This is a genomic window from Streptomyces sp. NPDC017202, from assembly GCF_044331705.1.
In the GTDB taxonomy this organism is placed as follows: Bacteria; Actinomycetota; Actinomycetes; order Streptomycetales; family Streptomycetaceae; genus Streptomyces.
On record NZ_JBIRNP010000003.1, the window covers coordinates 16105 to 41600 of the forward strand.

Genomic DNA, 25496 nt, shown 5'->3' on the forward strand with positions numbered 1-25496 from the left:
CACGACGCAGTGGCACGACGGAAGGGCACGCCATGACCGACGTTCTCGAACTCGACGCGCTGTGGGAGGACTTCCACCGCGTGGTGAACATGACCTCGCAGGAACTGGCCGCCTGGCTCCGGGTGCGGGACTCCGGCGAGGACGCCGAGGCCCTGCCCGGGGAGGCGGGCACCCCGACCGGCCGCCATGTGCTGGCGATCCTCCAGAAGCGGCGCACCGACCTCACCGGGGACGACCTCCGCGTGATGCGGGAGGTGGTGGAGACGGTCGACGACGAGACGGACGCGGCGGACGAGCCCGCGGCGGAGGACACCGGCCTGCGCCACCGGCTCATGACGATCGGCCACGATCCGCTGAAGCCGTGAGCCGGTGAGGCCGTGAGCCGCTGAAGGCCCGGGCCGGAAGGAGCCCTGGGCCGGACGGAGCCCTGGGCCGGACGGAGCCGGGCGCCCGGGTCAGAGCCCGGTCACCGGCAGATCGAGAAGGCGGACCAGGGTGCGCAGCACCCCGTTGTCGTTGTTGGAGGGAGCCAGGTGGCGGGCCCGCCGGACGACCTCCGGGTGGGCGTTGGCCATGGCGAAGGACCAGTCGGCGGCGTCCAGCATCTCCAGGTCGTTGAGGTAGTCGCCGAACACCACGGTCTGCGCGGGCGTGACGCCCAGCTCGCGCTGGAGCCGGCGCAGGGCGGCACCCTTGTTGGCGGTGCGGTTCATGACGTCGACCCAGTGCTCGCCGGAGACGACGACCTGGTGGGTGTCCGCGAAGGCGGCCAGGGCGGGTGCGGTGGTCTCCGCCGCCGGCCCGAAGTCGAACAGGGCGACCTTGATGACGTCGTCCTCGACGGCGGCGACGTCCTCGACGACCCGGTGGCGCAGGTAGTAGCGGCCGACCTCGCCGAGGAAGGCCTCGTCGGCACGCTCGACGTACGCGGACCGCTTCCCGCAGACGACGGCCCCGACGTCCGCGCCGCCCGCCACGAGCCGCCGTACGGCGTCGACGACGCGGGCGACCACGGCGGGGTCCAGCGGGTCGGAGCTGAGCTCCTCGCCGTCGCGGACGACGTAGCTGCCGTTCTCCGCTATGAAGACCATCCCGTCGGCGACCTCGGCGAACTCCCGCGCCAGCGTCGCGTACTGCCGGCCGCTGGCGGGGCTGAACAGCACGCCCCGCTCCCGCAGCAGCGCGAGGACCTCCCAGAGCCCGTCGGGCGTCCGCTTGTCGTCGTCGAGCAGCGTGCCGTCCATGTCGGTGACGACGAGACGGATGTCGGCGCCGCCGGCCGACGGCTCGGGCGCGGTCAGCTGGGGGGCGTGCGAGTAGGGCATGTCCTGCTTCCTGAACGGGGGTGACCGGATTGTCACCCTACCGGGGGACCCTCGGCCGGCCCCGTGCCCGGGGTCGCGGGTGCGGCCGATCCCGGGACACCGGTGATCGCCCGACGGCACAATGGCGGACGACGGGCAGGGCGCGCGAAGGAGCGGTGACGTGGGCGAGGACCGCAGGCCGACGGGCGGGGCGGCGCGGGACATCGTGCGCCGGATCATGTCGGAGCTCCCGCCGGGCAGCCATCTGGTCCTCACGCACCCCACCCACGACAGCGCGCTGAGCGGCGAGGGCCAGATCCCGGCGATGAGGTTCTGGAACGAGAACGCCACCCCGCCGATCACCGCCCGCACCGGCGAGGAGATCGCCGCGTTCCTCACGGGCCTGGACCTGCTGGAACCGGGCCTGGTGTCCTGCTCCCGCTGGCGCGCGGAGGACGGTGGGGCCACCGTGGTGCCGCAGTACGGCGCGGTGGCCGTGAAACCCTGACCGGCACCGCCCGCGCGCGCCGACGCGACCCTGGAGGCCGACATGACCACCCTCGACGATCCCCTCCCCGGCGGCCGCCCCGGCGACGTCGAACGGGCCAGGGCCCTCAGCGGCGAACTGGCGGGCCGGGGCGTGCACGGGATCGTCCTGGCCTACGTCGACACCGCGGGCGTCGGCCGGGTGAAGACGGTCCCGACGGCCCAGCTGGCTTCCGCGGCCGCCTGGGGCGTGGGGATGTCCCCGGTGTTCGACACCTTCCTCGCCGACGACCGCAGCGTCACCACCGACGTCCTCGGCTCCCCCGACGGCGACCTGCGCCTCTACCCGGACCTGGACCGGCTGGTGGTGCTGGCCGCGCAGCCCGGCTGGGCGTGGGCGCCGGTCGACCGCATCACCCAGGACGGCGAGCCGCACCCGGGCTGTTCCCGCACCTTCCTGCGCCGCACCGTCGCCGGGGCGGCCCGCGCGCACGGTCTCGCCTTCAGGGCCGGCATCGAGATCGAGTGGTCCATGGGCCTGGACTCCGCGCCGCCCGGCGAGTTCGTCCCCGCCACCTCGGGGCCGGCGTACGGCGCGATCCGGCAGGTGGAGCTGAGCGACTGCGCCGCCGAGCTGCTGGCGGCGTGCGCGGCCCAGGGCGTGGACGTCGACCAGGTCCATCCCGAGTACGCGCCGGGCCAGTTCGAGATCTCGGTGGCCGCGCTGGACCCGGTGGCGGCGGCCGACCGCAGCGTGCTGGTGCGCCAGACGATCCGCGCGGTGGCCCGCCGGCACGGCCTGCGGGTCTCCTTCTCCCCCGCGGTGCTGGCACGCGGCGTCGGCAACGGCGGCCACGTCCACCTCTCCGCCTGGCGCGACGGCACCAACCTGCACAGCGGCGGCGACCGCCGGTACGGCATGACGGCCGACGCGGAGGCCTTCGCGGCGGGTGTCCTCGCCCATCTCCCGGCGCTCACGGCGGTGACCGTGCCCAGCCCCGCCAGCCGGCTGCGGCTGCGGCCCTCCCAGTGGGCGGGCGTGTTCACCGCCTGGGGCCTGGAGACCCGCGAGGCCGCGATCCGGCTGGTGCGGGGCACCGCGGGCCGGCGTGCCGAGCTGGCGAACCTGGAGGTGAAGCCGGTCGACCTGGCCGCGAACCCCTATCTCGCCCTCGGCTGCCTCATCGCCGCGGGCCTGGACGGGATCGTCTCGGCCGCGGTCCTCCCCGAGGAGACCACCGGCGACCCGGCCCGGCTGGCCCCGGAGGAGGCCGCGGCGCGGGGCGTGCGCCGGCTGCCGACCTCGTTGGGCGAGGCGGTGGCGGAGTTCAGCGCGGACGAGGTGCTGCGGGCCGCGCTGGGCCCGGTCCTCGCCGACGCGGTGACCGCCGTGCGGCAGGGGGAGATCGAGGGCGTGGCCGGGCTGGACGACGAGCGGGTGGCGGCGGCCTACCGCTGGGTGTACTGACATGGGCGGCGGACCGGTCCACGAGGCGCTCGCCGAGCTGGAGCTGGTCGACCACCACTGCCACGGCGTGGTCACCGCCTCTCTGGACCGGCCGGGGTTCGAGGCGCTGCTCACCGAGGGCGACCGCTGGCCGGGCAGCTCCCCCTTCGACACCCCGGCGGGCGTGGCCGTGCGCCGTCACTGCGCGCCCCTGCTGGACCTGGAGCGGCACGCCCCGGCCGACGCCTATCTGGCGCGGCGGGCCGAGCTGGGACCGCGGGAGGTGAACCGGCGGTTCCTGACGGCCGCCCGCACCGGCGTGTTCTGCGTGGACACCGGTCTGGCGCCGGACCGCCTCACCACTCCGGCCGCACTCGCCGACGCGGCGGGCGGGACGGCCCACGAGGTGGTCCGGCTGGAGACGGTCGCCGAGGCCGTGGCCGCGCGGGGCGTCGACGCGGACGGGTACGGCGACGCGTTCCGGGCGGCCGCGCTGGACGCGGTGCGCGCGCCCGGTGTGGTGGCGGTGAAGTCGGTGGCCGCGTACCGCACCGGCTTCGGCCTCGACCCGGTCCGGCCCGCGGACGCGGAGGTGACCCGCGCGGCCCGGCGCTGGCTGGCGCGCGGCGGACGCCTGGCGGAGCCCGTGCTCGTGCGGCACCTGCTGTGGACCGCCGTCGATCTGGGACTGCCGCTGCAGCTGCACACCGGCTTCGGCGACAACGACGTCCGCCTGCACCGGGCGGATCCGGCCCGGCTGACGGACTGGCTGCACCTCATCGCGGGCACGATCCCGGTGCTGCTCCTGCACTGCTGGCCCTACCAGCGGCAAGCCGCCTATCTGGCCGCGGTGTTCGAGCAGGTGTACCTGGACGTGGGGCTCACCCTGCACCACGTCGGCCCGGTGCGGGCGCGGACGGTCCTGGAGGAGGCGCTGGAGATCACACCGTTCCGCAAGTTGCTGTACAGCTCGGACGCCTACGGCGTGGCCGAGTTCTACGGGCTCGGCGCGCTGGCGTTCCGCCGGGGACTGGGGGATCTGCTCCAGGACCGGGTGGACGCCGACGAACTGGGCCTGCCCGACGCGCTGCGCCTGGCGCGGTGGGCCGGGGCGGACAACGCCCGCCGGGTCTACCGGCTTCCCGACGGACTGAAAGTATGATCAAGCAATGTCAGACTTGACCGATACCACGCCCGGCTGGCTGAGCCAGGACGAACTCGAACTCGCCCGCTCCCGCATGCCGATCCTGTACGTCGAGGCCGTGCCCGTGCGCGTCGACGACAGCGGCGAAGTCACCAAGATCGGCCTGCTGCTGCGGATAGGACCGGACGGCAACGTCAGCCGGACCCTGGTCTCGGGTCGGGTCCTGCACCACGAACGGGTCCGCGACGCCCTGCTGCGGCATCTGGAGAAGGACCTCGGCCCCATGGCGCTGCCCCGCGTCCCGGCGTCCCTGCAGCCCTTCACGGTCGCGGAGTACTTCCCCACGCAGGGCGTCACGCCGTACCACGACCCGCGTCAGCACGCGGTGTCGCTGGCGTACATCGTGCCGGTGACCGGTGACTGCCGGCCCCGGCAGGACGCCCTGGACCTGGTGTGGTTCGACCCGCAGGAGGCGGTCTCGCCCGCGGTGCAGAGCGAGATGCCGGGCGGGCACGGCTTCCTGCTGCGGCAGGCGCTGGCCCACGTCGGCCAGTCGGCGTCCTGACCGGCGTGGGGCCGCGTTCCGCCCCGCCCGTGCCGGCCGCCCGGCGCGTGGCGCTGGTCGGCGCCGCCGCGCGCCGGCCCTGCACCCTGGTGGTCTGCCGGGGCTGCTGCTGCGGCGACGCCCGCAAGCACCCCGGCTACGACCACGCCTGGCAGCTGGAGCGCCTGCGCGCGGCGGCCGCCGCGTCGGCGGGCGCCTTCGCGGTCCGTACGACGGACTGTCTGGGCCCCTGCGAGTCGGCCAACGTCATCGTCGTCCAGCCGTCCGGCGCGGGCCGCCGGGCGGGCGGCCGGGCCACCTGGATCGGTTTCGCGACGGACGACGACTGCACCGAGGAGATCCTGGCCTGGGCGGCGGCGGGCGGCCCGGGTGTCGCCGGGCCGCCGGCCGCCCTGGAGCTCCAGTTCATCAGCCCGCCCCGCCCGGCCCGCACCCGCCGGTGACGGGGCGGGCGGGCCGCCGGCGGCCCCCGGCCCGGCGGCGGCACGGTCAGCGCAGATCGGCCGCCCGGGCCTGGCTGTCGTCGAGGAAGCCGCCCGACTGGTGCTGCCACAGCTTGGCGTAGGCGCCGTCCGCGGCCAGCAGCTCCTGGTGGGTGCCCTGCTCGACGATCCGGCCGCGGTCCAGGACGACCAGCCGGTCCATCCCGGCGACGGTGCTCAGCCGGTGGGCGACGACCAGCGCCGTCCGCCCCTCCATGAGCCGCCACAGCGCCTCCTGGACGAGGATCTCGCTCTCGGAGTCGAGGGCGCTGGTCGCCTCGTCGAGCAGCAGGATCGGGGCGTCCCGCAGGATCGCCCGGGCGAGCGCGACCCGCTGGCGCTGACCGCCGGAGAGTTTGACGCCCCGCTCGCCGACCAGGGTGTCGAAACCCTCGGGCAGCGCGTCGGCGAACTCCGTGACGTGGGCCGCCTCGGCGGCGCGGCGGACCTCGGTCTCGGTGGCGTCCGGCCGGGCGAAGGCGATGTTGTCCCGCAGCGAGCGGTGGAACATCGCCGGGTCCTGCGGCACGTAGGCGATCAGGCTGCGCAGGTCGGCCTGGCGCAGCCGGGTGATGTCCTGGCCGCCGACGAGGATGCGTCCGCCGTCGATGTCCGTCATCCGCAGCAGGAGCCGCGTCAGGGTGGTCTTGCCGCCGCCGGACCGGCCGACGAGGCCGAGCTTCGTCCCGCCGGGCACGGCCAGGTCGAGCCCTTCGAAGAGCGGCCGCGCGCCGTCGTGGGCGAAGGTCACCCGCTCGAAGCGGACGTCGGCGGCGGCGGGCCGCAGCGGTTCCGGCACCCGCGGGTCGAGCACGGTCGGCGGCGACAGCAGCAGTTCGGTGAACTGCGCGGCCTCCGTCATCGAACTCTCCAGGCGGCGGTAGACCTGGTTGAACTCGAACATGATCCGGGTCGCGTTGGAGTAGTACGTGAAGGCCACCACGACCGCCTCCACGCCGTGGCCGCCCCCGCCGAGCGCGACCGCGAGCAGCAGGCCAAGGGCGTTGGTCAGCACGGACATCGGCGCCACCAGGGTGTCGATGCGCAGGTTGCCGTAGTCCCACGAGCGCAGGGTGAGCCGCCGGGACGCCGCGACCCGGGAGCGGTGCTCGGCGGCCTCGCGGTCCTCCGCCGCGAACGCGCGGACCGTGTCCATGTTCATCAGGCTGTCGGCGACGTGGCCGGCGACCCGGGCGATGGCCTCCTCGCGTTCGGCGACGAGCGCCTGCCGGCGGCGGATCAGCGGCACCGCGCACCACGCCGTGAGGGCGATCATCGTCAGCAGTCCGACGACGAGCAGCGGCTCGTAGTGCCACAGCACCACCGAGCCGAACAGCAGGGGCACGAAACGGCCCACGATCTGGAACGTGAGCGTGTCGACGAACTCCTCGTAGCGGGAGGCGAAACTCAGCACGCGCTTGGTCAGCGATCCGGCGAAGTTGTCGTGGAAGAACGCGGCGTCCTTGGCGAACAGCTCGTCCATGCCGATCACGTAGAGATGCTCGATGCCGAGCGCGTCGAGGCGGTTCAGGCAGTGCAGCCCGACCCGCCACAGCGTCTCCGCGAGCAGCAGCACCCCGGCGAAGCCGAGCACGTACGGCAGCGCCGGGCCGACACCGATGCCGGGCTCGCCGGCCAGCCGCCCGACGAGCTTGGCGACGACCAGCGGGGCGATGTAGTTGATGCCGATGTTGCCGAGCGCCGGCAGCAGCAGGGCGGGAGCGGCCAGCCACCGGAGGCGGCCCAGCTCCCGTCCGTAATAGTGCAGTGCCAGCAGTACGGAGCCCTTCCCGGGCCTGACCTCGCGCGCTTCAGACGATCCCATCCCCACCCCGTGCGGTCGTCCGGCAACCGGCCGGGCCGGCCCTCGCAGTGTCCCGCGACGGCTCCGACGGAGTCCAAGGAATAACGCGCCGGACGCCCCCGGTGCTCCCGTGCGCCCCCGGAGGGCGACCGGGACCGCCCCCGGCCGCGGACACGGCGAAGTCCGCCTTCCGGGACGCCTGCCCGGTCGGCGAGGGTCTTTCGGTTGGATCAGGCCGGACCCCGCGAGCCCGGCATGATCACCACGAGAGGCCCTGGGACCAGCCGCCTCTCGGGTGGCCGGGTACACGGACGCGGATCGCGTCCTGTGCGGCGAGTCGTCAGTGCGCCCTCACCGGATGCGTGAGGTTCGCTCCGGTCGCCGGGTCGAACACGTGGGCCTTGGCCATGTCGACCCGCAGCTCCACCGGTTCGCCCTCGCGGGCACGCGTGGCGGCGGCCAGGCGGGCCACGATCTGCTGGGTGTCGGTGCCGGTGTCGCGCAGGCCCGAGTCCTTGGCGAGCTCCTCCAGTTCGGTGCTCGTGGCGGGCCCGCCCTCGGCGGTGAAGTAGACGTACGCGTCGGAGCCCAGCGACTCCAGTACCTCCACGGTGACGGTGCAGACCGGACCCGTCCGGTCCGGGTCGTGGGACAGGGCCACGTCCTCGAACGCCTCCGGCCGCAGCCCGACGATGACCTCGCGGGGCGCGTTCTGGCGTTCCAGCGCCTGCCGCGTACGGTCGTCGAGGGTCAGGTCGCCGAGCGGCGAGCGCAGGGCGCCGTGCTCCAGCGTGGCGTTCAGGAAGTTCATCGCCGGGGAGCCGATGAAGCCCGCGACGAAGATGTTGCGCGGCAGGTCGTACAGTTCGGCAGGCGTGCCGATCTGCTGGACCAGGCCCTGCCGCATGACCACGACGCGATCGCCGAGCGTCATCGCCTCGGTCTGGTCGTGGGTGACGTACACGGTGGTCGTGCCGAGGCTCCGCTGCAGCCGGGAGATCTGGGTGCGCATCTGTACCCGGAGTTTGGCGTCCAGGTTGGACAGCGGCTCGTCCATCAGGAACGCCTTGGGATCACGGACGATCGCCCGCCCCATGGCCACCCGCTGGCGCTGACCGCCCGAGAGGTTGGCGGGCTTGCGGTCCAGGTGCTCGGTGAGGTCGAGGATCCGGGCGGCTTCCGTCACCTTGGCGTCGATGGTGTCCTTGTCCACCTTGGCCAGGCGCAGCGGGAAGCCCATGTTCTCCCGGACGTTCATGTGCGGGTACAGGGCGTAGCTCTGGAACACCATGGCGACGTCGCGTTCCTTGGGAGCCAGGTCGTTGACGACTCGGCCTCCGATGCGGAGGGTGCCCTCGGTGATGTCCTCGAGTCCGGCGATCATGTTCAGGGTGGTGGACTTGCCGCATCCCGACGGACCGACCAGGATCACGAACTCGCCGTCGGCGATGTCGAGGTCCACGCCCTTCACGGCGAGGGACCCGTCGGGAAAGCGCTTGGTGACTCCCTCAAGGATGATCTCGGCCATGGTGGTGCCTCCTTGCCTTCATGCCTTCCGGGTCCGCGCGCCGCGGTCGGTGTCCCGGACCGGTGGCCCGTCCGCCGCGGTCGGTCCGCTCACCCCTTGACCGCCCCGGAGGTCAGTCCGGCGACGATCCGCCGCTGGAAGAACAGGACGAAAACGATGATCGGGATGGTGATGACCACAGCGGCGGCGGCGATCGACCCTGTGGGCTGCTGGAACTGGGAGCTGCCGGTGAAGAACGCGATCGCGGCCGGCACCGTGCGCGCGGACTCGGTGGACGTCAGCGAGATCGCGAACAGGAAGTCGTTCCAGCAGAAGATGAACACGAGAATGGCCGTGGTGAACACGCCCGGCGCGGCCAGCGGCACGATCACCATCCGGAAGGCCTGCGCGGGCGTCGCCCCGTCGACCTTGGCGGCCTTCTCCAGATCCCAGGGGATCTCCCGGAAGAACGCCGACAGGGTGTAGATCGCCAGCGGCAGGGAGAAGGTCATGTACGGGATGATCAGCCCGACCCAGGTGTCGAAGATCCCGATGATCCGCTCGATGTTGAACAGGGGTGACACCAGGGAGATCGGGGGGAACATGGCGATCAGCAGTGACATGCCGATGAGCACCCGCTTGCCGGGGAAGCGCAGCCTGGCCACCGCGTAGGCGGCCATGGTGCCCAGCGCCACCGCGATCACGGTGGCGATCAGGGCGATGCCGATCGAGTTGATCAGTGCGCGGGTGAACTCGGAGGTCTCGAAGATGCCCCGGTAGTTCTCAAGGGTCCAGTCCCTGGGGATGTAGTCGCCGTCCGTGAGGGTGCCGGGGTCCTTGAACGACAGCGCGGCGATCCACCACACCGGGAACAGGGCGTACAGCACCACCACCACGTTCAGGACGCCCCATCGGGCGGCATGCGTCTTTCCCGCCTCGGCCATCAGCGCTTCACCTCCGCGCCGGGTGCGGCGGTGCCGAACAGTTTGACGAAGGTGAAGGCGATGATCCCGACGCAGAGGAAGATCAGGACCGAGATCGCCGACCCGATGCCCAGGTTCAGCGCGGTGAACAGGTTGTCGTACCCGAGGATCGACAGGGAGCCGGTCCCGTGGGCGCCCGCGGTCAGGATGTAGATGTTGTCGAAGATCCGGAACGCGTCCAGTGTGCGGAAGAGCAGTGCCACCAGGATGGCCGGTTTCATCAGCGGCAGCATGACCTTGGTGAACCGCTGCCAGGCGGTGGCACCGTCCACCATGGCCGCCTTCAGGGTCTCCTCGGGGACCAGCGCGAGGCCCGCGAGCAGCAGCAGGGCCATGAACGGCGTCGTCTTCCACACCTCGGCGAGGATGATCAGCCAGAGGGCGGGCCACTGTTGGGTCAGCGGAGCCTCTCCGCTGGGCAACAGCTCGGCGAGGTATCCGAGTTCCGGGGTCCAGGCGTACTGCCAGGAGAAGGCGGCGACCACGGTGACGATCCCGTACGGGATGAGGACCGACGTGCGGACGGCGCCGCGCCAGAAGATCGTGCGGTGCATCACCAGGGCGAGCCCCATTCCGAGGACCAGTTCGATCGCCACGGACACGGCGGTGAGGAAAAGCGTGACCCAGAAGGCGTCCCACCAGAACGGGGAGGACAGCACCGCCCCGTAGTTGCTCAGGCCCACGAACTCCGCTCGTCCGGGAAAGCGCAGGTCGTACCGCTGGAGGGACAGATAGACGGCGTACCCGACGGGGTAGGCGGTCACCGCGATCATGACGACGACCGCGGGCGCGCAGAGCAGCCAGCCGAGCCGCCGCTCCTGCCTGGCACCCGCCGAGAGTGCCGCCCGGTGCGGCTCCGCCTGCTCCGTCTCCGGCTCGGGGGGTGGCGGTGCTCCGGCGGGTCGCGCCCGCGTGCTCATCTCGGGCCCTCCGAGGACGAGGCCCGCGCGCTGCGGCGCCGGCCGGCAAAGTGGTGCGGGAGGAGGTGGTTCACGGGATCACACCCTCGGATCGCAGGGCATCGTCGATCTGCTCCCTGATGGTGTCGACGGACTTCTCCGGTTTGATCCCGGACGGCGGAGACAGCGTGTGGGAGACCGCGATCGACACGTTCTGGTAGACCGGAGTGATCGGGCGCACGCTCGCCGACTCCAGGGCGGCCAGCACGTCCTTGGAGAAGGGGTACTCCTTCATGAACGCGGGCTCGTCGTACAGGGCGCGCAGGGTGGGCGGCAGACCGCCCTCGAGCGCGGCGGTGAGCTGGTTCTCCCGGTTGCGCAGGCACAGCGCCGCCTCGAAGGCCAGGGCGGGGTGGCGCGAGTAGGCGCTCACCGCCAGGTCGATGCCGCCGATGGTGGGCCGTGCCGGGCGGTTCGCGTCGACCTGAGGGTACGGCGCCCAGCGGAAGTCCTTGAACAGCTCGGGGTTGTTCGCCTTCATCGACGGATAGACGAACGGGTAGTTGAGCTCGAACGCCGCCGCCCCCGACTCCATGGCGAGGCGGTTCTGGTCCTCCATCTGGTTGGACAGGGAGGGATCCGCGGCCGGGGACTTCGCCAGATCACGCATGATCCCGGCGGCCCGCACGGCAGGAGGACCGAGGGAGGGCTCGGTCGCGCTCGCGTTGAGGATGGAGCCGCCCGCGCTGTTGATCAGCGTGTTGAACCAGACGGTCAGGCCCTCGTACTGGGCGCCCTGGATCTCCACGAAGTGCGGTTTGCCCTGCCGGGCGAGGGCGCCGGCCATGTCCAGCATCTCGGCCCAGGTCCTGGGTGGGGTGGGCACCAGGTCCTTGCGGTACCACAGGAGCTGGGTGTTGGTGTTGTACGGGACGGCGTACAGCTTGCCTTTCCAGGTCGAGGTCTGCAGCGGTACGCGCAGGGTGCCCTCCACGGCCTGCCGCCTCGCCGTCCCCGTCCATTCCCGGATCCAGCGTGCCTCGGCGAACTCCGCCGCCCAGGTGACGTCCAGGCCCAGGATGTCGAGCGAGTCGTCCTCGGCGGCGAGTCTGCGGACAAGCTGCTGGCGCTGGCCGTCCGCGGCACGCGGGAGCTTGTTGTAGCTGATCCTGTAGCGACCGCCCGACGCCTGGCTGCACCGGTCGGCCGCCTTCTGGAGCGCGCCGGAGTCGTCGGGGAAGTTGTACCAGTTGAGGGTGGGCCTGCCCGAGCCCTCGTCACTGCCACAAGCGGCGAGCACCGACGCCAGCAACGGCAGTACGGCGAACGCCCGCAGCCATCGCGTCCCTCTGGTACGTCCCTTGTGAACCGAAACGGGCCGGCAGCCACACCTCGCGCGCACGGGCTCCACACCTCGCTTCCGGACGGTGACACGGGACTCGAACCTCGCAGCGTTTCCCCCGGCGAACGCTAAAGACCATATAAGTAAAGATCAAGCACATACTGCATCGAATCGCCCAGAACGGACCTCGACGGGCGCTGTTCCGCCTCCGGCCGGCCGACGGGCAGGACGGCCCCACCACCCGGCCTGACCGTGTTCGGCCGGCCCGCGCAGGTCGCCGAAGTGGAAACCCACCCGCGGCAGTCCGGCGCCAGGGCCGCGAGAGCCGGCGGCCGGTGGAGGTGTTCGACGGGGTGAGTCGGCGTCAGGCCGCGCCGGCCACGTCGGACGGCGTGCGCGATGCCCGTCGGAATCAGCTGGTTGCGACGGGCGCGATGGGCGAGCCACCGGCAGGACGGGGGGGACCCAGGCGGCCGCGCGGATGCCGCTCTCCGGAAAGCGGGCGAGGACACGGGGCGCAGGGCGCATGCCGACCGGGTCGAGGTGCGCTTCAGCCCGGTCAAGTGCGCCGGACCCCAGCCGGTCCCCAAAAACGATCAAGAGGCCGTTTCAGATCTCCTCTGAAACGGCCTCTGACCCGCGACTTCGAAAAGTCGGGACGACAGGATTTGAACCTGCGACCCCTTGACCCCCAGTCAAGTGCGCTACCAAGCTGCGCCACGTCCCGTTGCCCGCCTGACCTGGGGTTTCGCCCGGCCGGACGTGCAGGGAAACAATACCGCACTCGGGTCGGTGATCGCGCACGCCTTTGTCGGAGCCGCACTCGCCGAGCGCCCGTCAGCCCTGCGCCGGCACCCCCAGTCGCGGGTGCGCCTCCAGCAGGTGCGCCGGGGCGGCCTGGCGCCAGGAGTCGGCGAGGATGTCCCGCAGCTCGGCCTCGTCCTCCAGGGCGGCCAGCCGGACCCGGACCCAGGCGAACTGGGCCTCGTGGTCGGCGATCCAGAACTTCCCCGGCTCGGCGAGGGCCAGCTCGTCGCGCTCCTCCTTGGGGCAGCGCACGGCGAGGGAGGTCTCGTCCTCGGGCAGGGTGGCGAACATCTTTCCCGCGACCCGGAACGTGGGCATGTTCCAGGCGGTCTTCTCGGCCGTGTCCGGCAGGGACAGGGCGACACGGCGTACGTCTTCGGCGTCCGGCATGCTGCGCAGGTTAGCGGCAGGCACTGACAGTCACACCGGGGCGAGGTGTTTGTAGTACAGGGTCGTCGGCCGCAGGACGCCGGACGGGTCGGCCGCGTAGTCGGGGATGACCCCCGCCCTGGTCCAACCCCCGGTGCGGTAGAGGTGTTCGGCGGGGCTGTCGGTCTCGGTGTCGAGGTGGAGGAGGGTGACACCGGCAGCGGCGGCGGCCTCCTCGGCGGTGGTCAGCAGCCGGCGGCCCAGGCCCTGCCCCCGGGCGTCCCGGTGGACCATCAGTTTGACGAGTTCGGCGCGGTGACGGCTGTTGGGCTTGTCGGGGAGGGCCAGGGTGACGGTGCCGGTGACCCGGCCGTCGTCGTCGAGGGCCGCCCAGACCGCCAGTTGCCCGGCGGCGACCCCCGCCGCGCGCCCCTCCCACCAGGCGAGGGCCTCCGCGCGGTCGAGCGGGGCGAGGAAGCCCACGGAGGCGCCGCCGTGCACCGTGTCGACCAGCAGGTCGGCCAACCGGCCCGACAGGTCCAGGAGCCGGGAGGCGTCGAGCCTGATCGTCGTCACGGCAGCACCACCGCCAGCACGTACCGCGTCTCCTTCCCGCCCGCGCACCGGAACCGCGTCGGCCCCCACACCCGCAGCCGCAGGCAGTCGCCGGCGGCCAGGTGGTGTCCGGTGTCCTCGGCCGTCACCTCCAGGGCACCCTCCAGGACCCAGATGTGCTGTTCCAGGCCCGGCACGGGCGGGCGGTCGTAGGCGAGGTCGGCGCCCGCGGCGAGCCGGCCCTCGACGAGTTCGCCGCGCAGCGCGGGGTGCGGCGGCGACACGGAGCGCCGGACGAACCCGGAGGCCCGGTCCTGCCAGACGGGCTGTTCGCCGGCCCGCACCAGCGGTGCCGGCCCGGCCCCGGCCTCCACCTCGCCGAGCAGCCGGGACATGGTCCGGCCGTAGACGTGGCACAGGCGGTTGAGCAGGGCGGCGGTCGGGCTGATCTCGGCGCGCTCGGCGCGGGACAGGGTGGAGCGGCTCACCCCGGTGCGCTCGGCCAGTTCCCCCAGCGACCAGCCGCGCTCGGCGCGCAGCTCGGCCAGCCGGGCGGCCAGCCGGGCATCGGCCTCTCCCTCGGCGAACTGTTTCATATTTGGGATGCTATCCCAGATATGAAAATCTCAGGCCGGGGTGACCTCCTCCAGCGCCTCCAGCACCGGACGGATCAGCGGATGCTCCTCGGCACCGCGGCGTACGGCCGCGAAGACGCGGCGGGTCGGGGCCGCCCCGTCGACCGGGCGGACGACCACGCCGGTCAGGTCCATGCCGCGCAGGGCCGAGCGCGGGACGAGCGCCACGCCCGCGTCGGCCGACGCCAGCGCCACGACCGCGCGGAAGTCGTCCGAGGAGTGCTCCAGGCGGGGCTGGAACCCGGCGTGTTCGCAGGCCAGCACGACCACGTCGTGGCACGGGTTGCCCGGGTACGGGCCGATCCAGGGGTCCTTGGCCAGCTCGGCCAGCGGCACCTCGGCGCACTCGGCGAGGCGGTGGGTGACCGGTACGACCGCGTCGAAGGGCTCGGCGTAGAGCGGTACGTGCGCGAGGCGCGGGTCGTCGGCGGCGGGCGCCCCCCGGTACTCGACGGCCACGGCGACGTCGACCTGCCGGTCGAGGACCATCGGCAGGCTGGCGTCGCCCTCGGCGTCCTGGACGCGGATCCTTATCCCCGGGTCGGTGCCGGCGAGCCGGGCCACGGCGGGCGCGACGACCAGGGCGATGCCGGTGGCGAAGGCGGCCACGGTGACCGTGCCGGCCGCGCCCGAGCGGTAGGCGGCCAGTTCCGCCTCCGCCCGCTCCAGCTGGGCGAGGACCGCGTGGGTGTGGGCGAGCAGGATCTCGCCGGCCGGGGTGAGCCGTACGCCCCGGGCGCCGCGTTCCACCAGGTGGTGGCCGGTCTCCTGCTCCAGGGCGGTGAGCTGCTGGGAGACGGCGGACGGGGTGAGGTACAGCGCGGCGGCAGCCGCCGTCACCGTGCGGTGGTCGGCCACCGCACGGAGGATGTGGAGCCGCCGCGCCTCGATCATGGGGCGATTATCGCAAGGTGTCCGGCCGGGTCAGGCCTCCAGTTCCGCCCGCGCCGCCACGAAGGCGTCCACCGCACGGTCGACGTCGGCCGTGGAGTGCGCGGCGGAAAGCTGGACCCGGATGCGGGCCTGTCCCTGCGGGACGACCGGGTAGGAGAAGCCGATCACGTACACCCCGCGCTCCAGCAGCAGTTCGGCCAGCCGGCTCGCCCGCGCCGCGTCGCCGATCATCACGGGCGCGATGGCGTGGTCGCCCGGGAGGACGTCGAAGCCCTCGTCGGTCATGCGGCGGCGGAAGCGGGCCGTGTTCTCGGCGAGCCGGACGCGCAGGTCGTCGGCCGACTCCAGCAGGTCGAGGACCTTGAGGGAGGCGGCGGCGATGACCGGGGCGAGGGTGTTGGAGAACAGGTAGGGGCGGGAGCGCTGGCGCAGCAGGGCGACGATCTCGGCGCGGGCCGCGACATAGCCGCCGGAGGCGCCGCCGAGGGCCTTGCCGAGGGTGCCGGTGATGATGTCGACGCGGTCCATCACGCCGTGCAGCTCGGGGGTGCCGCGGCCGCCGGGGCCGACGAAGCCGACGGCGTGGGAGTCGTCGACCATGACCATCGCGTCGTAGCGGTCGGCGAGGTCGCAGATCTCGGCGAGGGGGGCGACGTAGCCGTCCATGGAGAAGACGCCGTCGGTGACGATCAGCCGGCGGCGGGCGCCCCCTTCGACGGCCTCCTTCAACTGCCGCTCCAGGTCGGCCATGTCGCGGTTGGCGTAGCGGAAGCGGCGGGCCTTGGACAGGCGGATGCCGTCGATGATGGAGGCGTGGTTGAGGGCGTCGGAGATCACCGCGTCCTCGGGGCCGAGCAGCGTCTCGAAGACGCCGCCGTTGGCGTCGAAGCAGGAGGAGTACAGGATCGTGTCCTCCTGGCCGAGGAAGGCCGACAGCCGCGCCTCCAGCTCCTTGTGGACCTCCTGGGTGCCGCAGATGAACCGCACGGACGCCATGCCGTAGCCCCAGCGGTCCAGGGCCTCGTGGGCGGCGGCGATCACCTCGGGGTGGTCGGCGAGGCCGAGGTAGTTGTTGGCGCAGAAGTTGAGGACCTCGCCGGGCCGGCCGCCCGCGGTGACGGCGACGGTGGCGGACTGCGGGGTGCCGATGACCCGCTCGGGCTTGTGCAGGCCGGCGGCGCGGATCTCGTCGAGGGTGGCGCGCAGATCGTCGCGCACGGAGTCGAACATCGGGAAGCTCCAGGCTCGTAGAAGGCGGATGGCTTACGCGGTCCAGTCGAGGATGACCTTGCCGCCCCTGCCGCTCGCCGCGTCGGCGAACGCCGCCTCGAAGTCGCGGTAGCCGTAGCGGCCGGTGATCACCGGGGCGAGGTCGAGGCCGCCCTCCAGCAGCACGGACATCGCGTACCAGGTCTCGAACATCTCACGGCCGTAGATGCCCTTGATGGTGATCATCGAGGTGACGATCCGGGCCCAGTCGACCGGGAACTCCTCGGCGGGCAGGCCGAGCATGGCGATCCGGCCGCCGTGCGTCATGTTGGCGATCATGTCGCGCATCGCCTCGGGGCGGCCGGACATCTCCAGCCCGACGTCGAAGCCCTCGCGCAGGCCCAGTTCGCGCTGTCCGTCGGCGATGGTCGCGCCCGAGACGTTCAGGGCGAGGCTCGCGCCGATCTTGCGGGCGAGTTCCAGGCGCTCCTCGCTGACGTCGGTGACGACGACGTTGCGGGCACCGGCGTGCCGGGCGACGGCGGCGGCCATCAGGCCGATCGGGCCGGCCCCGGTGATCAGCACGTCCTCGCCGACCAGCGGGAAGGACAGGGCGGTGTGGACGGCGTTGCCGAACGGGTCGAAGATCGCCGCCACGTCGAGGTCGACGGGGACGCGGTGCACCCAGACGTTGGCGGCGGGCAGCGCCACGTACTCGGCGAACGCGCCGTCGCGGCCGACGCCGAGCCCGACGGTGGCCCGGCACAGGTGGCGGCGCCCGGCGAGGCAGTTGCGGCACCGGCCGCAGACGAGGTGCCCCTCGCCGCTCACCCGGTCGCCGGCCTTGATGTCGCCGACGTCCCGCCCGGTCCCGACGACCTCGCCGACGAACTCGTGCCCGAGGACGAGCGGGGTGCGGATCGTCTGCCGGGCCCAGCCGTCCCAGGACCGGATGTGCAGATCGGTGCCGCAGATACCGGTGCGCAGCACCTTGATCAGTACGTCACCGGGTCCGACGACGGGCTCCGGCACGTCCGCGAGCCACAGTCCCGGCTCCGCCTTCTCCTTGACCAGCGCCTTCAACGCTACGGCTCCTGACGGTGAGACCCCCGCGCCGGGCATGCCGAAGGAGGCCCGCGGCGGGGGAAGGGGGTGGAATCCGGTAGCAATCTGCCGTACGGCGGCGGCGTGGTCCATCGAGACTTTCTTAAGCGGAGCCACAGCTCCGCTTCACACCCCCGCCCCCCGTGCCACCCTGGAGGGAACCGACCGAGGGGGAACAGCCCATGACCACGGCGCAGGACCTGCTGATCGTCTCGCTGGACGTGCCGCCCGCGCGCCCCGTGGAGCGGGGTGAACTCTCCCTCGCGCTCGCGGGGGCCGAGCTGATCGACCTGGTGGAGGCGGGCGTGCTCGTCCTCGCCGACGACCGGGTGACGCCCGGGACGGCGCCGGCGCCGGCCGACCGGCTCCTCGCCGAGGCCGCGGCCTCGGTGGTGCGGCGGGAGCCGTACGAGTCGGTCGAGGAGTGGCTGTGGCGCCGCGGCCGGGGGCTGACCCAGGCCTACACCGCCCGGATGGAGGACGACGGCGTGCCGGCCCGCCCGCGCGGCCGCCGGCTCGCCGGGCGGAGCGGGGCCGCGGACTCACCGGCCCGGCGCCGCGCCGCCGAACGCTGGGCCGCGGGCGAGCCCGTCCTGGCGGGCCTGGCCACCACCACCGGCATCCGCGAGGAGGAGGGCGACGGCTTCCCCGGCCCGCTGACCGACGAGGTGGCGACGGTGCTGGTCGCGGTCGGCGACGCGGTGACGGAGCTGACCGCCGTACGGCAGCGGCGGTCCGTGGAGGACGCCGCCTTCGACAACGTCTGGCGGGGCTTCTGACGGACCCCGGCCGGACCGGCTCACCGGGGCGGACCGGCTCACCGGGACGGTCCTCCCGTCTCCCGGTGTTCCAGCCGTCCGGCGAGGTCCGCGGCGGTCGCCTTGATGGTCGCCAGCCCCGCCCTGCCCCAGGGCCGGGGCGTCAGGTCGGCCACGGACACCGTGCCGAGCACCATGCCGGCGGTGTCGATCAGCGGGGCGCCGAGGTAGGAGTGGATGCCGTACTCCTCGACGACCGGATTGCCCGCGAACCGCGGATAGTCGCGGACGTCCTCCAGGACCAGTGCCTTGCGCCGCGCGACGACGTACGGGCAGTAGCCGTACTCGCGGGCGAGCCGGCGGCCCAGTTCCGGCTTGCCGCCGCGGGCGGCCCGGCCGCCGGGCGGTGTGTGCAGACCGGCGAAGAACTGCCGTTCCACGTCGATGAAGTTGACCATCGCGTACGGCGCGCCGGTCATCTCGGCGAGGCGGTCCGCGAAGGCGTCCAGACCGGGCTCGGCCCGCTCTCCCAGGCCGAGGCCGCGCAGCCTGAGGGTGCGGGCGGGAGCCTCCTCGTCCTCGGGGGTGAGCAGCAGTCGACCGGCCGGGCGGGGCGGGTCGTAGCTCATGGGCGGGCTCCGTCGCTGTGGACGTACGGCATGTGCGGCTCCGGTAGGGGGTGGTGCGGGGTCACCTGTGGGCGCCGTGGCTCGGCCGGGGTACCGCCGGCGCGTGGGCGATGAGGTGGCGGACGAGGGTGAGCAGGGTCTGCACGCCCGAGGCGGAGATGCGGGCGTCGCAGCGCACTATGGGGATGGCCGGGTCCAGGTCTATCGCGGCACGCACCTCCTCGGGGTCGTAGCGGTGGGCGCCGTCGAACTCGTTGACGGCCACGATGAAGCCCAGGCCGCGCTCCTCGAAGAAGTCGACGGCCGCGAAGCACTGCTCCAGGCGACGGGTGTCGGCGAGGACGACGGCGCCGAGGGCGCCCTCGGACAGCTCGTCCCACATGAACCAGAACCGTTCCTGTCCGGGGGTGCCGAACAGGTACAGGACGTGCTGCGGGTCGAGGCTGATGCGGCCGAAGTCCATGGCCACGGTCGTCTCGACCTTGTTCTCGACGCCGTCGAGGTCGTCGGTCGCGGCGCCGGCGGTGGTGAGCAGTTCCTCGGTGCTCAGGGGCGCGATCTCGCTCACCGCGCCGACGAACGTGGTCTTGCCGACCCCGAACCCGCCCGCGACCAGGATCTTCAGCGCGGTCGGGAAGGGGTCGGAGCCGTCGTGGTCAGAGCTGTCGTCGTAGTCCATCGAGCACTGCCTCCAGTAGGGCCCGGTCGGTGGGGTGGTGGTGGAACTCGGGGGGCCCGGTGGTCAGCGCCCCGCAGTCGACGAGGTCCGCGAGCAGCACCTTGGTGACGGCCGCCGGCAGCCTCAGGTGGGCGGCGACCTCGGCGACCGGCACGGGAGCACGGCACAGGTCCAGTGCCTGCGCGTGCTCGGGTCCGAGATGGCCGAAGGGGGTCGTCCCGGTGGTTCTCACCTGTGACATGAGGTCCAGGGCGACGGTGGGTCTGGTGCGGCCGTTGCTGACCGTGAACGGGCGCACCAGCCGTCCGGCCGCGTCGTCGAGCCAGGGCCCGTCGCCGGCCGCCGCCGTCCTCAAGGTTTCATCACCGAGGGTTCGACGGTGTGCTGCCGGGGCGCGGTCACCAGGTAGGGCCGCACGCTCTTGACGAGCATCGCCATCTCGTAGCCGAGCACGGCGGCGTCGGCCTCGCGTCCGGCCAGCACCGCGAGACAGGTGCCCGACCCCGCGGTGGTGACGAACAGCAGCGTCGAGTCGAGTTCGACGACGACCTGCCGCACCTCCCCGCCGTCGCCGAAGCGGAGCCCGGCGCTGCGGCCGAGCGAGTGCAGCCCGGAGGCCAGGGCCGCCATGTGGTCGGCGCTGTCGTGGTCGAGGCCGTGAACGGACTTCACGAGGCCGTCGCAGGAGAGGAGGACCGCACTCCGCGTGTGCGGTACGCGCTGCACGAGGCCGCTCATCAGCCAGTCGAGATCGGATACCTGGCCGGTCGGCGCATCGCTCGCCATGGTGGATCGACTCCTTGGGGTACGAAGGTCAGCGGGAGCGGTGGAGGTGGGGGCAGGGGTGGTGAGGGGGGTGCTCATCCGGCTGGTGCGCTCCCGTCGTGCCGGGTGGTGGACTGGTGGTCGACGCCGCCGGGCCGGCCCTGCGGGGTGTGCGCCCCGGCGTCGGGCCGGGGCGAGGCGGCCGTCGCGTGCGGTACGTCGGTGGCGGCGGGGCCGCCCTGGACCGGCAGGACGTCCGCCTCCCGGCTCTGCTGGGCCTCGGCGAGGCCGACGCCGCGCTGGAAGGCGGCCATCAGACCGGGGTCGTGCCCGGCGGGCCGCTCGGCGTCCGGGCGGGGGGCGGGGCCGCCGCGCAGCTGGGGGGCGATGTGCTCCCGGGCGCGGCGGCGGGGCAGTCGCGGCTTGCCCATGGTGCCGCGCACCGCGCTCGCGCGCGGGGTGGGCACGAGGCCCGCGACCTCCTCCACGGCGGCCCGGTCGGCGGGCCGGATCCCGGGCACCGCCTCGGCCGGATTGGGCCGCTCCTCGTGCGCGCCCCGGACGGGCAGCGGGGCCGGGCGGCCGCCGTTCGGGGCGGCGGTGTCGTGCTGGACGGAGGGCGGGACGGGGAGGTGGTCCTGACGAGACGCCAACGGCACTTCCTGTGAAGCGACTTGATGTGGCATCAATGACTGCGCTCGGGGCAGAAGTTGGGGCTGAGGTTGCGTGCCCGGCCGGGGCTGCATGCCCGGCTGAGGCTGCATGCCCGGCTGAGGCTGCATGCCCGGCTGGGGCCGCGTGCCCGGCTGGGGCTGGTCCTGGGGCCGTGCGCCGGCCTGCAGGGCCAGAGGCGGCCGCTCCCCGCCCTGCAGCACCTGTCCGACCGCCGCACCCGCCGGCACCGCGCCCGCGCCGCTCTCCCCGGCCTGCGGCGACGGTCCGGCCGCACCCAGAAGGGCCTGCGGGACGACGAGTACGGCCTGGACGCCGCCGTAGATGTTGTTCTGGAGCCGGACCCGGATGCCGTGGCGGCGGGCCAGCTGCGAGACGACGTAGAGGCCTATGCGGCCGTCGGCGAGCAGGCGGCCCACGTTGACCTGGTCGGGGTCGGCGAGCAGGGCGTTCATCCGGCCCTGTTCGTCGACGGGCATGCCGAGGCCGCGGTCCTCGACCTCGACGGCCAGCCCGGAGGTGACCAGGTTGGCGCGCAGCAGGACCTGGGTGTGCGGGGCGGAGAACACCGTGGCGTTCTCGACGAGTTCGGCGAGCAGGTGGATGACGTCGGCGACGGCGTGCCCGCGCAGTTCGCCGTCGACCGGCGGGACGAGTCTGACCCGCGAGTACTGCTCGACCTCGGCGATGGCGGAACGCAGCACCTCGGTCATGGGGACGGGGTTGCTCCACTGCCGCCGGGAGACGGCGCCGCCGAGGACGGCGAGGTTCTCGGCGTGCCGGCGGATCCGGGTGGCGAGGTGGTCGACGTGGAAGAGGCCCTTGAGGAGGTCGGGGTCCTCGATCTCGTTCTCCAGCTCGTCCAGGGTGGAGATCTCGCGGTGCACGAGGGACTGAAGGCGCCGCGCGAGGTTGACGAACACCTCCAGCTTCTGTTCGCTGCCCGTCCGGCTGGGGAGCTGGGCGGCCCGGACGACGGCGGTGACGGCCCCGTCGTGGGCGCGGGACAGGTCGGCGGCGAGCAGCTCGAACTCGTCGGCGTCGCCGGGCGGGCCGCCGCGCGGCTTGCGGTGCGGCGGGGTCTCGCCGCGGCGCAGCGCGTCGAGCAGGGCGCGCAGGTCGGCCTCGCCGCGCGCGGTGCTGCGGCGCAGGGCGGTGACGCGTTCGCTGACGGAGCGGGCGGCCCGGTCGGCGGCCACGGCGGCGACGACGATGCCGACGCCGGTCACCGCGACGGCCCCGGCGAGGACGGCCCACAGGGTCGGTCCCGGCCTGGCGCCGGTGGAGCGCACGGTGAACAGGACGGCCGCGCAGGCGCTGAGGGCGACGGCGGTCGGGGGCAGCACGGCGAGTCGCATCAGCTGGGGCCGTATGTGCCTCTCGGCCGGTGCGGGTGCGGTGCCGGCGGCCGGCCTTCCGTGCCGTCCGCCCTCACGGCGGTCTGCGCGTGCGGCCGGTGCGCGGAGGTGAGACATCGGTGTCCTCGTACTGTCCGTCGGGCCCGGGGCTCGCGTGGGGTGCGTTCCTCGGGCTTGCGCCATCGCGGTGCCGGTCGGGAGGGCCGAGGGATTTCGGCACCTTCCCACCCGACGGCGACTCACAGTAGTCGCCGATCCGACAAGCGCGATGGTCAGTTGGCGAAGTCCCCCGGTGAGGGTCCCGCTCTGGTATGAGGCTTCGTACGACAGACCGATAAGCCCGTGAGGTGTCCGGACAGTTGAGGTGAGGGAATCGGTCAGACCTGGTCAGAGGCGTTCACGAACGGTCGACGGGGGCCGGGGGGCAGATGGCTCCCCGGCCCCCGCCGACCGGTGCCCCGGCCCCTCCCGGCGGGCCGGGCCGGGCGGCCGGGACGACCTCCGGGACACCCCACCCTCCGGTGACACCTTCCGGAATGTCACTCACCGTATCGGCCGTGGCCTTGACTTCCGGGTGCGGGCCGGGCCGTCCGCCCGCCACACCGCGCCACACCCCGCCACCGGACCGCGCCACCACGGCTCGGCGGGCACCCTCCCCGCGGTCGGCTAGGGCCTGTTGCGAAAGTGGCGCGGTCGCCCGAAGGGCGGCCACGCGGCAGGCGCCGCTTCGTATCAGGTTCCGGAGGACCGCTGTCCCTGGGAGCCGTGGACTGCGAGCGGAAGACTGCGCAGCGACAGTGCGCTCGGCGCTGGCAGCGCTCCGTGGGCCGCCTCGGCGCGGAACGACTGGAGCAAGTACGCCACCAGACGCCGGGACGCGGCACGGTCATCCGGCAATGCGGTGACCAGACCGCAGTGGGACAACAGGGCCACGGCAATGTCGGAGGGGTGGAAGTCGGCCCGCAGCACGCCCGCCGCCTGAGCCCTGCGGACCAGGGTCATGAAGTCCCGCTCGGCCTGTTCCCGTACCCGCGCGTGTTCTCGCGTGCTGTCCGGGAAGGCCGCGACGAATGCGGCCGGGAAGCCCCGTTCCTCCCGTTGCAGTTCGCAGACCGTCTCGACCAGTCGCTGGAAGCCCTGCCACGGATCGGGGTCGGCCAGCGCCTCGGTGAGCGTCCGGGCACAGGTGTCCATCTGGTGCGCGAACGCGGCCCGCACCAGGGCGTCCCGCGTCGGGAAACGCCGGTACAGCGTCGCCACGCCGACCCCCGCCCGCCGGGCCACGGTCGCCATGGGCGCGTCGATGCCGTGCTCGGCGAAGACCACGCGGGCAGCCGAAAGGATGCGCTGCCGGTTGCGCCGGGCGTCCGCCCGCAGACTGTCCTGCCCCGCGATCCGAGAGGATTCCCCCACCGCTGTCTCTCACCTCCGGTCAAATGGACGATCTCGTCCGCTTGCCAGCCTACGCTCGGCGCCACGATCCCCCGCACGGCCACTGGTGGCGAAGGTGAGAACGCAACGATGGACGACCGCACGATGAAAGCCGTACTGTTCGACCGCTTCGGCGGCCCCGAGGTGCTGTATGTGGGCCGGGTGCCACGTCCCGGACCGGCACCCGGCGAGGTCCTCGTGCGCGTGCGCGCGTTCAGCGTGAACGGCGGCGAACTGGCGGCCCGTTCCGGTCGGGCCCGCCTCGTCACCGGCCGGAAGTTCCCGCAGCGCATCGGGCTGGACTTCACTGGCGAGATCGCCGCACTCGGCACCGGCGCGACCGGCGTAGCGGTCGGCGACCAGGTGTGGGGCGTCCTGGGCCGCAGCTCCGGATTCGGCAGCGCCGCCGAGTACGTGACGGTACGGCCCGAGCGGCTCGGCCGGGTCCCGGACGGACTGGACCTCGTGGCCGCTGCCGCGCTGCCGGTGGCCACCACGGCCGTCACGGCCCTCCGCGACAAGGCCGCACTGCGCCCCGGCGAACGGCTGCTTGTACGGGGCGCGGCGGGCGGCGTCGGCAACGCCGCCGTCCAGCTGGGACAGGCGTACGGTGCCGAGGTCACGGCCCTGGCCCGCGCTGCCAACCTCGACTTCGTCCGTACGCTCGGTGCCCACCACGCCGTCGACCACCGGACCGTGTCCCCTGCGGAACTGGGACTGTTCGACGTGGTCCTCGACACGGCGGGCACCGACCTGCGTACCGTACGGCGGATGCTGAAGCCGGGCGGACGCATGGTCACCATCGCCTTCGACCTGACGCGGCCCGCCGCCTCGCTGGGCTACATCGCGGCCAGCGCCGTCCACGGACGCGGCCGGGTGCGCTTCTTCAGCGGCAACCCCGAACGTGCGCTCTTCGACGACCTCGCCCGCCAGGTGACAGAGGGGAAGCTGCGGCCGGCGGTGGACACGGTCTTCCCGCTGAAAGAGACAGCGGCCGCACACCGGGCGCTGGAGGCGGGCGGTGTGCGGGGCAAGTACGTGGTCAGGGTCGACTAGGGTTTGTTGGGAAGGTGCTGGTCACAGCCACTCGTTGAGGACTGCAACCAACACGGTCGCCTCGTAGCGGACGGCGAGCTTGTCGTATCTCGCTGAGTGACGAACCTGGCCCAGGTGCCATCGCGCTGCCAGCGCCGGAACAGGTCGTAGACCCGCTCCCAGGGCCCGTAGCGTTCCGGCACATCACGCCAGGGAGCACCGGTACGGGTCCGCCACCGAATGCCGTCCATCAGCTGCCGTCGCGTCCACACCGGCGGACGGCCCGGCTTGATGCCCTGCGGCAACAACGGCTCAAGCCGGGCCCACTGTCCATTCGTCAGATCACCACGCCCCACAGGGCGTGATCATCCACGACCAAGATCCACTTTCGCAACAGACCCTAGAAGGACTCGCCGGGGCGGGGCAGGCGCCGCGGGCGGCGGCTCGGCTCCCGCCTCCTCTGCCACGCGGCACACGGCACACGGCACACTCACCGATGTGAGGCCCCGGAAGGAACGGACGGACGGCCCGGCTCGGTCCGGAGAGCACCGCCGTCGGGTCGGGCCGCGTGACCCGGCGGCATGATAGGCCCCGTGTCGGTACGAAGCAGGGAATTCGGAGATTCCTGGCGAA

General features: G+C 73.0%; 25 protein-coding genes, 1 tRNA gene and 2 pseudogenes. 8 read left to right on the top strand and 20 right to left on the bottom strand.

Features of this window, described 5'->3' with window-relative positions; genetic code table 11:
• Positions 1–32 precede the first annotated feature (32 nt).
• On the top strand, positions 33–365 hold the full coding sequence (locus ACH4N1_RS07680; RefSeq protein ID WP_398095302.1) for a DUF3140 domain-containing protein: 333 nt from the start codon (positions 33–35) through the stop codon (positions 363–365).
• 90 nt (positions 366–455) lie between these two features.
• Here the strand turns inward: ACH4N1_RS07680 and ACH4N1_RS07685 are convergent, their stop codons facing one another.
• Positions 456–1325 (bottom strand): Cof-type HAD-IIB family hydrolase, encoded by an 870-nt coding sequence (locus ACH4N1_RS07685; RefSeq protein WP_398095304.1) that lies wholly within the window; start codon positions 1323–1325, stop codon positions 456–458.
• A gap of 193 nt (positions 1326–1518) precedes the next feature.
• Between ACH4N1_RS07685 and ACH4N1_RS07690 the strand changes: the two are divergent.
• From ACH4N1_RS07690 to ACH4N1_RS07710, 5 genes and pseudogenes are all read left to right on the top strand, one after another.
• Positions 1519–1812 (top strand): annotated as a pseudogene (locus ACH4N1_RS07690) (SAM-dependent methyltransferase); the annotation flags it as partial.
• A gap of 42 nt (positions 1813–1854) precedes the next feature.
• Entirely contained in the window at positions 1855–3258 is a 1404-nt protein-coding gene (locus ACH4N1_RS07695; RefSeq protein ID WP_398095306.1) for a glutamine synthetase, read from the top strand.
• Between the two features lies 1 nt (position 3259).
• Positions 3260–4399 carry an amidohydrolase family protein gene (locus tag ACH4N1_RS07700; protein WP_398095308.1) on the top strand — a complete coding sequence of 380 codons (1140 nt, stop codon included), beginning with the start codon at positions 3260–3262 and terminating at the stop codon, positions 4397–4399.
• A gap of 7 nt (positions 4400–4406) precedes the next feature.
• Positions 4407–4946 carry an NUDIX hydrolase family protein gene (locus ACH4N1_RS07705; RefSeq protein ID WP_382795575.1) on the top strand — a complete coding sequence of 180 codons (540 nt, stop codon included), beginning with the start codon at positions 4407–4409 and terminating at the stop codon, positions 4944–4946.
• A 5-nt stretch (positions 4947–4951) separates the two neighbouring features.
• Entirely contained in the window at positions 4952–5389 is a 438-nt protein-coding gene (locus ACH4N1_RS07710) for a (2Fe-2S) ferredoxin domain-containing protein (RefSeq protein ID WP_398095310.1), read from the top strand.
• A 46-nt stretch (positions 5390–5435) separates the two neighbouring features.
• On the opposite strand, the gene ACH4N1_RS07715 is transcribed toward ACH4N1_RS07710, so the two are convergent.
• The 12 genes from ACH4N1_RS07715 to tdh all read right to left on the bottom strand — a co-directional run bounded on the left by ACH4N1_RS07715 (position 5436) and on the right by tdh (position 17515).
• Positions 5436–7253, bottom strand: a complete 1818-nt coding sequence (locus ACH4N1_RS07715; RefSeq protein WP_398095312.1) for an ABC transporter ATP-binding protein — start codon at positions 7251–7253, stop codon at positions 5436–5438.
• A gap of 319 nt (positions 7254–7572) precedes the next feature.
• On the bottom strand, positions 7573–8760 hold the full coding sequence (locus ACH4N1_RS07720; protein ID WP_398095313.1) for an ABC transporter ATP-binding protein: 1188 nt from the start codon (positions 8758–8760) through the stop codon (positions 7573–7575).
• Between the two features lie 89 nt (positions 8761–8849).
• The gene (locus ACH4N1_RS07725; RefSeq protein WP_398095315.1) at positions 8850–9683 is read right to left on the bottom strand and encodes a carbohydrate ABC transporter permease; all 834 of its coding nucleotides are present in this window, start codon (positions 9681–9683) and stop codon (positions 8850–8852) included.
• A complete protein-coding gene (locus ACH4N1_RS07730) occupies positions 9683–10642 on the bottom strand; it encodes a carbohydrate ABC transporter permease (protein WP_398095317.1) in 960 nt (319 codons plus the stop codon). The genes ACH4N1_RS07725 and ACH4N1_RS07730 overlap by 1 nt, the downstream gene beginning before the upstream one ends.
• A gap of 70 nt (positions 10643–10712) precedes the next feature.
• Complete coding sequence (locus tag ACH4N1_RS07735; protein ID WP_398095319.1) at positions 10713–11921, bottom strand: ABC transporter substrate-binding protein; 1209 nt, start codon at positions 11919–11921, stop codon at positions 10713–10715.
• Positions 11922–12616: 695 nt separating this feature from the next.
• Positions 12617–12690 (bottom strand) — tRNA-Pro (locus ACH4N1_RS07740).
• 110 nt (positions 12691–12800) lie between these two features.
• Positions 12801–13160 (bottom strand): MmcQ/YjbR family DNA-binding protein, encoded by a 360-nt coding sequence (locus ACH4N1_RS07745; protein WP_398095320.1) that lies wholly within the window; start codon positions 13158–13160, stop codon positions 12801–12803.
• A 30-nt stretch (positions 13161–13190) separates the two neighbouring features.
• Positions 13191–13715 carry a GNAT family N-acetyltransferase gene (locus tag ACH4N1_RS07750; RefSeq protein ID WP_398095322.1) on the bottom strand — a complete coding sequence of 175 codons (525 nt, stop codon included), beginning with the start codon at positions 13713–13715 and terminating at the stop codon, positions 13191–13193.
• On the bottom strand, positions 13712–14290 hold the full coding sequence (locus ACH4N1_RS07755; protein ID WP_398095323.1) for a helix-turn-helix domain-containing protein: 579 nt from the start codon (positions 14288–14290) through the stop codon (positions 13712–13714). The genes ACH4N1_RS07750 and ACH4N1_RS07755 overlap by 4 nt, the downstream gene beginning before the upstream one ends.
• A gap of 30 nt (positions 14291–14320) precedes the next feature.
• The gene (locus ACH4N1_RS07760) at positions 14321–15223 is read right to left on the bottom strand and encodes a LysR family transcriptional regulator (RefSeq protein WP_398095325.1); all 903 of its coding nucleotides are present in this window, start codon (positions 15221–15223) and stop codon (positions 14321–14323) included.
• A gap of 30 nt (positions 15224–15253) precedes the next feature.
• Entirely contained in the window at positions 15254–16453 is a 1200-nt protein-coding gene (locus ACH4N1_RS07765; protein ID WP_398095327.1) for a glycine C-acetyltransferase, read from the bottom strand.
• A 33-nt stretch (positions 16454–16486) separates the two neighbouring features.
• A complete protein-coding gene (tdh, locus tag ACH4N1_RS07770; protein ID WP_398095952.1) occupies positions 16487–17515 on the bottom strand; it encodes an L-threonine 3-dehydrogenase in 1029 nt (342 codons plus the stop codon).
• Positions 17516–17718: 203 nt separating this feature from the next.
• On the opposite strand from tdh, the gene ACH4N1_RS07775 reads away from it, so the two are divergent.
• Entirely contained in the window at positions 17719–18315 is a 597-nt protein-coding gene (locus tag ACH4N1_RS07775) for a GPP34 family phosphoprotein (protein WP_398095328.1), read from the top strand.
• Positions 18316–18353: 38 nt separating this feature from the next.
• On the opposite strand, the gene ACH4N1_RS07780 is transcribed toward ACH4N1_RS07775, so the two are convergent.
• The 6 genes from ACH4N1_RS07780 to ACH4N1_RS07805 form a co-directional block, all read right to left on the bottom strand.
• Positions 18354–18923 (bottom strand): GAF domain-containing protein, encoded by a 570-nt coding sequence (locus ACH4N1_RS07780; protein WP_398095330.1) that lies wholly within the window; start codon positions 18921–18923, stop codon positions 18354–18356.
• 61 nt (positions 18924–18984) lie between these two features.
• Positions 18985–19602: a GTP-binding protein gene (locus tag ACH4N1_RS07785; RefSeq protein ID WP_398095331.1), complete on the bottom strand. Its 618-nt coding sequence runs from the start codon at positions 19600–19602 to the stop codon at positions 18985–18987.
• Positions 19580–19957: a DUF742 domain-containing protein gene (locus tag ACH4N1_RS07790; RefSeq protein WP_398095332.1), complete on the bottom strand. Its 378-nt coding sequence runs from the start codon at positions 19955–19957 to the stop codon at positions 19580–19582. The genes ACH4N1_RS07785 and ACH4N1_RS07790 overlap by 23 nt, the downstream gene beginning before the upstream one ends.
• On the bottom strand, positions 19954–20388 hold the full coding sequence (locus tag ACH4N1_RS07795) for a roadblock/LC7 domain-containing protein (RefSeq protein WP_398095333.1): 435 nt from the start codon (positions 20386–20388) through the stop codon (positions 19954–19956). Before ACH4N1_RS07795 ends, ACH4N1_RS07790 begins: the two co-directional genes overlap by 4 nt.
• A 74-nt stretch (positions 20389–20462) precedes the next feature.
• Complete coding sequence (locus ACH4N1_RS07800; RefSeq protein WP_398095334.1) at positions 20463–22514, bottom strand: ATP-binding protein; 2052 nt, start codon at positions 22512–22514, stop codon at positions 20463–20465.
• A 615-nt stretch (positions 22515–23129) separates the two neighbouring features.
• Positions 23130–23810, bottom strand: coding sequence for a TetR/AcrR family transcriptional regulator (locus ACH4N1_RS07805; RefSeq protein ID WP_398095335.1), 681 nt, complete (start codon positions 23808–23810; stop codon positions 23130–23132).
• Positions 23811–23918: 108 nt separating this feature from the next.
• On the opposite strand from ACH4N1_RS07805, the gene ACH4N1_RS07810 reads away from it, so the two are divergent.
• Positions 23919–24884, top strand: coding sequence for an NAD(P)-dependent alcohol dehydrogenase (locus ACH4N1_RS07810; protein ID WP_149551449.1), 966 nt, complete (start codon positions 23919–23921; stop codon positions 24882–24884).
• Between the two features lie 92 nt (positions 24885–24976).
• Here ACH4N1_RS07810 and ACH4N1_RS07815 read toward each other — a convergent pair.
• Positions 24977–25219 (bottom strand): annotated as a pseudogene (locus ACH4N1_RS07815) (transposase); the annotation flags it as partial.
• Between the last annotated feature and the right edge of the window lie 277 nt (positions 25220–25496).

Excerpts from the sequence above, each read along its gene's own strand:
- ACH4N1_RS07700 (WP_398095308.1), top strand. The coding sequence starts at position 3,260 with ATGGGCGGCGGACCGGTCCACGAGGCGCTCGCCGAGCTGGAGCTGGTC.
- ACH4N1_RS07730 (WP_398095317.1), bottom strand. The coding sequence starts at position 10,642 with ATGAGCACGCGGGCGCGACCCGCCGGAGCACCGCCACCCCCCGAGCCG.
- ACH4N1_RS07765 (WP_398095327.1), bottom strand. The coding sequence starts at position 16,453 with ATGTTCGACTCCGTGCGCGACGATCTGCGCGCCACCCTCGACGAGATC.
- ACH4N1_RS07755 (WP_398095323.1), bottom strand. The coding sequence starts at position 14,290 with ATGAAACAGTTCGCCGAGGGAGAGGCCGATGCCCGGCTGGCCGCCCGG.
- ACH4N1_RS07705 (WP_382795575.1), top strand. The coding sequence starts at position 4,407 with ATGTCAGACTTGACCGATACCACGCCCGGCTGGCTGAGCCAGGACGAA.
- ACH4N1_RS07725 (WP_398095315.1), bottom strand. The coding sequence starts at position 9,683 with ATGGCCGAGGCGGGAAAGACGCATGCCGCCCGATGGGGCGTCCTGAAC.
- ACH4N1_RS07680 (WP_398095302.1), top strand. The coding sequence starts at position 33 with ATGACCGACGTTCTCGAACTCGACGCGCTGTGGGAGGACTTCCACCGC.
- ACH4N1_RS07800 (WP_398095334.1), bottom strand. The coding sequence starts at position 22,514 with ATGTCTCACCTCCGCGCACCGGCCGCACGCGCAGACCGCCGTGAGGGC.
- ACH4N1_RS07715 (WP_398095312.1), bottom strand. The coding sequence starts at position 7,253 with ATGGGATCGTCTGAAGCGCGCGAGGTCAGGCCCGGGAAGGGCTCCGTA.
- ACH4N1_RS07720 (WP_398095313.1), bottom strand. The coding sequence starts at position 8,760 with ATGGCCGAGATCATCCTTGAGGGAGTCACCAAGCGCTTTCCCGACGGG.
- ACH4N1_RS07780 (WP_398095330.1), bottom strand. The coding sequence starts at position 18,923 with ATGAGCTACGACCCGCCCCGCCCGGCCGGTCGACTGCTGCTCACCCCC.
- ACH4N1_RS07685 (WP_398095304.1), bottom strand. The coding sequence starts at position 1,325 with ATGCCCTACTCGCACGCCCCCCAGCTGACCGCGCCCGAGCCGTCGGCC.
- ACH4N1_RS07810 (WP_149551449.1), top strand. The coding sequence starts at position 23,919 with ATGGACGACCGCACGATGAAAGCCGTACTGTTCGACCGCTTCGGCGGC.
- ACH4N1_RS07785 (WP_398095331.1), bottom strand. The coding sequence starts at position 19,602 with ATGGACTACGACGACAGCTCTGACCACGACGGCTCCGACCCCTTCCCG.
- ACH4N1_RS07695 (WP_398095306.1), top strand. The coding sequence starts at position 1,855 with ATGACCACCCTCGACGATCCCCTCCCCGGCGGCCGCCCCGGCGACGTC.
- ACH4N1_RS07775 (WP_398095328.1), top strand. The coding sequence starts at position 17,719 with ATGACCACGGCGCAGGACCTGCTGATCGTCTCGCTGGACGTGCCGCCC.
- ACH4N1_RS07760 (WP_398095325.1), bottom strand. The coding sequence starts at position 15,223 with ATGATCGAGGCGCGGCGGCTCCACATCCTCCGTGCGGTGGCCGACCAC.
- ACH4N1_RS07795 (WP_398095333.1), bottom strand. The coding sequence starts at position 20,388 with ATGGCGAGCGATGCGCCGACCGGCCAGGTATCCGATCTCGACTGGCTG.
- ACH4N1_RS07745 (WP_398095320.1), bottom strand. The coding sequence starts at position 13,160 with ATGCCGGACGCCGAAGACGTACGCCGTGTCGCCCTGTCCCTGCCGGAC.